Below are 4,755 nucleotides of genomic sequence, written 5' to 3' on the forward strand. Positions count from 1 at the left end.
GAATGCATACCGTACTCGCCACAAGTGAATAACCAGCCTTAAACCCCCGCAGATTCGGGCAAGGAGAGGTTTCTCCACATGCGGCCAGATCCGTATGCATTCCCACGCAGAGCGTGGGAACGAGGGTTTTGCGACAGCCTCCTTCGCGGGGATGACGGTGGTATATTCTTAATCGCAGCCTCCCTAAAGGCAGCTTTCGTTGCTGTAAATCATCCTGCGGGTTAAAAAATGAGCGATATAATAGAACGATTGACTGAAGTGTTAAGCAGTCGCAGGCAGGCTGATTCGGATTCCTCTTACGTTGCGCAGCTTCATCATAAGGGACTGGATCATATTCTGAAAAAAGTCGGTGAAGAGTCAGCAGAAGTGCTGATTGCTGCGAAAGCTGCGGAATATGGTGATAGCAAAGAAGCCGTGGTGTATGAAACGGCAGATCTCTGGTTTCATACCATGGTCATGTTATCCCATTTTGGGCTTGAGCCCGCTGATGTTCTTAAGGAGCTGGATCGTCGATTTGGGCTTTCCGGTATTGATGAGAAAGCATCCCGTGAGCAATCCTGAGCGTCATCGTCTGGTTCTCAGTGCCTGAGTGTCAATACGACTACGCCCATGACGGTGATTGGGGTAGTATGCTGGCTACGTGTTCAATAGTTAATCAGTCTCCATGAAGAGCTGAAAGGAGAAAGAAATGGGTTTTGGTGGCATCAGTATCTGGCAGTTGCTAATTATACTGCTGATTGTCGTTATGCTTTTCGGTACCAAAAAGCTACGGGGTATGGGCAGTGATCTCGGTGGTGCAATAAAAGGCTTTAAGAAAGCGTTGAACTCTGAAAATGACAAGGAGGATGACAAGGATAATGAAAAGTCTGACTCTATTGAGCAATCCCGTAATCTGGAGTCAGACTTGGAAAAGTCCAGGCATAAGCAGTCCTGAATTCATAGATAGTCCTGAACCCATAAAGAGCTCTGAAGCAGAAAAATCTGAGGCAGTAGCTGATTGAAAGTGTGGAGGGCGTGTATCCGGCTTTGGAGCGAACTTCTGTGCGCTGCAGGTGTCTGATAGTTATTTCCCAGTGCTGTGATAGAGAGTGTGATAGAGAGGTGTAATAGTTCACTGTGCTTGATATAGGATTTACAGAGTTATTGCTGGTTGCCGTGATCGCTCTGGTGGTGCTCGGGCCTGAGCGATTGCCTCAGGCTATCCGGACTACGGCTTACTGGATGGGCAAGATTCGTCGAAGTTTTCAGTCGGTTAAGGAAGAGCTGGAAAAAGAGCTTGATGTCGATGGTATCAAACAACAGCTGCATAACGACGCGGTTATGAAAGAGTTGAATAAAACCCGTGATCAGTTTCAGAGCCAGATTAACGATTTAAAGAAAACGGTCAGTCCTGACACCGGCCAGAATAAAGAGATGGTCAGTACTGTCGATAGTGGCGCTGTTCTTGATAGTGCAGAGAGGACTGATAGGGCTGAGATGGCTGTTGAGGTCGGTGTTGGGGAAGAGGCTGTAAATGATGGGAATGATAATAGGCTCGATCAGCCTCAGGATAAGGTCAAGCAGTAATTATGTCTGAACACTCGCCAAAGTCTGAACAAACACCAGAGAAGGACAAAGAACAGCCTCTGGTTCAACACCTGCTTGAGCTTCGGGGGCGCATTCTCAAAAGTCTGATTGCTGTTCTGGTAGTTTTTGCCGGGCTGTTTTATTTCGCCAACGATATCTACGTTTATATCTCGGAACCGCTTCTGGCCAATTTGCCAGAGGGCAGCACCATGATAGCGACGGAGGTGGCCTCGCCATTCCTGGCGCCTTTCAAACTAACGATCGTTCTGTCTTTTTTTCTTGCCATCCCGGTTATCCTCCATCAGGTATGGGGCTTTATCGCACCGGGCTTATACCGTCATGAAAAGCTCATTGCCGTGCCTCTGCTGGTAGCCAGCATTTTATTATTCTATCTGGGCATCGCTTTTGCCTATTATGTGGTTTTTCCACTGATCTTTTCCTTCTTTACCTCGGTGGGGCCTGAGTCGGTCACCGTGATGACCGACATCAACAGTTATCTGGATTTTATTCTCAAGTTGTTTTTTGCTTTTGGTGTTGCCTTTGAAATACCGGTGGCTACGGTTCTGCTGGTCTGGTCCGGTGTGACGACGGTTGCCAGTCTGAAGGAAAAGCGCCCTTATGTGGTGGTGGGGTGCTTTATCGTCGGTATGATTATGACGCCGCCGGATATTATCTCCCAGGCGCTTTTAGCGATTCCCATGTGGCTGCTGTTTGAATGCGGTATTGTCTTTGCCCGGTTTGTCAAAAGCCGGAAGGGCGTTGAAGAAGAGGCATAAAGCAATCTCTCCCGGTGACGGCATTAGTCTGTTTTGCATTGGCTAAAGTAAAAGAAAGGTCATTTTTTTACTGCAGCCATTGTATGGATTCAGGCCAGGGTTGTTTCAGGGAGGAAGTATGCCATACCCCCATATCGAAAATGGCCAGAAGCTCTTGTCTTCTGGTCATTTTTATCAGCATTCACCGTTTGAAGTTCCTGTGGAAGTGGTTCAGAACGGCCTGGTCTGGCTTCTTTCTGATCCCGGCTTTCAGCCCCTGAAAACACTGATTCGTGATGAGTTTTCCTCTGTGGATACGTTAAGGCTGGAACTGGTCTCTGGTAGTATTAAGCTTTCATCCGTAGCCATTGATCAGGTGCTTGGTGAGATTGATCGGCTGGTGGATGACTATCGAAAAGGCGTGGCGCTGAGTTAACGTCGAACAAAAAAATTTTTTTGAAATGAATATGCCGACTCTGTTTTCCGGCGTTTCCTGCTTATGGCTGTTTAGATGAATCTTCTCCTTTTAGAATCCCAACACTTTATTGATGAGCGGCATGTAGAGCTGGATCAACGGCAGTTAAGACATGTTCTGGAAGTTCATCAGGCTAAAGAGGGCGATGAACTTCGTGTCGGTGTCATTAACGGTAACGTTGGAACCGGTGTTATTACTCACATATCCGCTGAAAAAATGCGGTTGGAGGTTGATCTGGATCTATCGCCACCTGTTGCTTTACCACTCACGGTTTTGCTGGCTTTGCCCCGACCAAAAATGCTTAAGCGTTCACTTCAGCACCTGACTGCACTTGGGGTTAAGAAAATTATTCTGATGAACAGCTATCGGGTAGAAAAAAGTTTCTGGCAGTCCCCCTGGCTGACTCCGGAGAAAGTACGGGAGCAGCTGATTCTGGGGCTCGAGCAGGCTAGAGATACGGTATTGCCAGAGGTGGTTTTGGAGAAGCGCTTCAAACCGTTTGTGGAAGATCGCTTGCCAGCATTACTGGAAGGTAAGCGGGGATTGGTGGCACATCCGGTTGGGGGTGAATGTTGCCCTCATCAGATTACCGAACCGGCAGTGCTCGCTATCGGACCCGAGGGGGGCTTTATTGAGTATGAAGTTGATAAGCTTGAGCAGGCCGGTTTTCAGCGAATTCATCTTGGTCCTCGCATTTTACGGGTAGAAACGGCGGTTACAGCCATCGTCAGTAAGCTTTACGACTGATTTTCAGAAGGGTATGGTAAAAGTGTGGGTCAAAGTCTGCTTTGGCTGACGTTTATCAAGTGCTGGCTTCGTCATGTAGCCAGCATCCTTTCCCAATAAACGGTATCAACACGGCTCTGACTATGGATGGAAAGAGATTAGTAGTTGTATGGTTGTTCGCTCCCCTGCTTTTTATTACTAATGCCCTGGCGTCTTCTGAAAAAGATCAGTTGCTGGACAGGCTTTATGATCAGACAGGACTGGAGCGTCAGCTTAGCTGGATACACGACAGCATGACGCTTCAGGAGCAGCAATACCCAATCCCTGAAACGGTCGTTAATACTGTAAATCAGGTGGTGAAAGTTCGGTACAGCCCCGACTTTTTCCGTTCTTCGATGAAAGCAACCCTGGATGAAGCCCTGTCGGCCGGTGAACTGGCCCGGTTGATTAAATGGTTTGAATCCCCTCTTGGCCAAAAAATTCTCCGGCTGGAAGCCCAAACCAATGACCCGAAAAATCAGGCGAGAATGGAAGCTTATATCCAGGCAAAGCTGTCGAAGGGGATTCCCCGTAATCGTCGGGTGAAATTAATTGAAGCATTAATGGAAGCTCTGGATGCTGTTGAGTTAAGTACCGAGCTTTCAGCCAGTGCTTCGGTGGGGGCGCAGAGAATGCTTCGGGAAGTGATGCCGGTAGGCGCAGAACAGCCCATGCGTCCGGTTCAGGTGCTGAAAGCCCAGGAAAAGCCTCATATTCGTAGGGGGATGCCCGCAAGAATGAGGACTATCTTTTTGTATACCTATCGCTCCCTGCCAGATCATGAAATTCAGCGATACCTTGATTTTGCCCGGGAAAATGCCATGCAGAATTTCCAGCGTGGACAGATTCAGGCCATGTCCCGGATGCTCTAGTACATGGTTGCAATGAGATTGACAGGTGACGTAGGTTGGGTCGAGCGAATGCGAGCCCCAACAAACTATCTGCAATCATCGGTCAAATTGTTGGGGCTCACTCCGTTCGATCCAACCTACCTGTCAAACGTATTGAAACCCTGCACCAAGGATAAGTTGTTCAAAATATACCTTCGTCATCCCCGCGCAGGAGGCTGTCGCAAAACCCACCAGGAACCTCGTTCCCACGCTCTGCGTGGGAATGCATAGCCAACCGCAGGAATCGTGTCTGTGGTTGGGTCCTGGCGCTACCACGCAGGACCCACAGGGCCTAAAAGCGTGG

7 protein-coding genes are annotated in these 4,755 nt (G+C 48.5%); all 7 read left to right on the plus strand.

Features of this window, described 5'->3' with window-relative positions; all coding sequences use genetic code 11:
* The first annotated feature begins 228 nt into the window (after positions 1-228).
* The 7 genes from RM811_RS08890 (at position 229) to RM811_RS08920 (ending at position 4,433) form a co-directional block, all read left to right on the plus strand.
* Complete coding sequence (locus RM811_RS08890) at positions 229-561, plus strand: phosphoribosyl-ATP diphosphatase (RefSeq protein ID WP_402523069.1); 333 nt, start codon at positions 229-231, stop codon at positions 559-561.
* A 127-nt stretch (positions 562-688) separates the two neighbouring features.
* Positions 689-934, plus strand: coding sequence for a Sec-independent protein translocase subunit TatA (gene tatA / locus RM811_RS08895; RefSeq protein WP_402523071.1), 246 nt, complete (start codon positions 689-691; stop codon positions 932-934).
* A 182-nt stretch (positions 935-1,116) separates the two neighbouring features.
* Positions 1,117-1,566, plus strand: coding sequence for a Sec-independent protein translocase protein TatB (gene tatB / locus RM811_RS08900; protein WP_402523073.1), 450 nt, complete (start codon positions 1,117-1,119; stop codon positions 1,564-1,566).
* Positions 1,567-1,568: 2 nt separating this feature from the next.
* Positions 1,569-2,342, plus strand: coding sequence for a twin-arginine translocase subunit TatC (tatC, locus tag RM811_RS08905; RefSeq protein ID WP_402523076.1), 774 nt, complete (start codon positions 1,569-1,571; stop codon positions 2,340-2,342).
* Positions 2,343-2,460: 118 nt separating this feature from the next.
* On the plus strand, positions 2,461-2,757 hold the full coding sequence (locus RM811_RS08910; RefSeq protein WP_402523078.1) for a hypothetical protein: 297 nt from the start codon (positions 2,461-2,463) through the stop codon (positions 2,755-2,757).
* 75 nt (positions 2,758-2,832) lie between these two features.
* Entirely contained in the window at positions 2,833-3,543 is a 711-nt protein-coding gene (locus RM811_RS08915) for a 16S rRNA (uracil(1498)-N(3))-methyltransferase (RefSeq protein WP_402523080.1), read from the plus strand.
* A 122-nt stretch (positions 3,544-3,665) separates the two neighbouring features.
* Positions 3,666-4,433: a DUF2059 domain-containing protein gene (locus RM811_RS08920; RefSeq protein ID WP_402523082.1), complete on the plus strand. Its 768-nt coding sequence runs from the start codon at positions 3,666-3,668 to the stop codon at positions 4,431-4,433.
* Positions 4,434-4,755 lie beyond the last annotated feature (322 nt).

Origin of the sequence: Endozoicomonas sp., from assembly GCF_031844845.1 — a bacterium.
In the GTDB taxonomy this organism is placed as follows: Bacteria; Pseudomonadota; Gammaproteobacteria; order Pseudomonadales; family Endozoicomonadaceae; genus Endozoicomonas.

Coding starts and splice junctions, on each gene's coding strand:
- RM811_RS08890 (WP_402523069.1), top strand. CDS start 229: ATGAGCGATATAATAGAACGATTGACTGAAGTGTTAAGCAGTCGCAGG.
- tatA (WP_402523071.1), top strand. CDS start 689: ATGGGTTTTGGTGGCATCAGTATCTGGCAGTTGCTAATTATACTGCTG.
- tatC (WP_402523076.1), top strand. CDS start 1,569: ATGTCTGAACACTCGCCAAAGTCTGAACAAACACCAGAGAAGGACAAA.
- RM811_RS08910 (WP_402523078.1), top strand. CDS start 2,461: ATGCCATACCCCCATATCGAAAATGGCCAGAAGCTCTTGTCTTCTGGT.
- RM811_RS08915 (WP_402523080.1), top strand. CDS start 2,833: ATGAATCTTCTCCTTTTAGAATCCCAACACTTTATTGATGAGCGGCAT.
- RM811_RS08920 (WP_402523082.1), top strand. CDS start 3,666: ATGGATGGAAAGAGATTAGTAGTTGTATGGTTGTTCGCTCCCCTGCTT.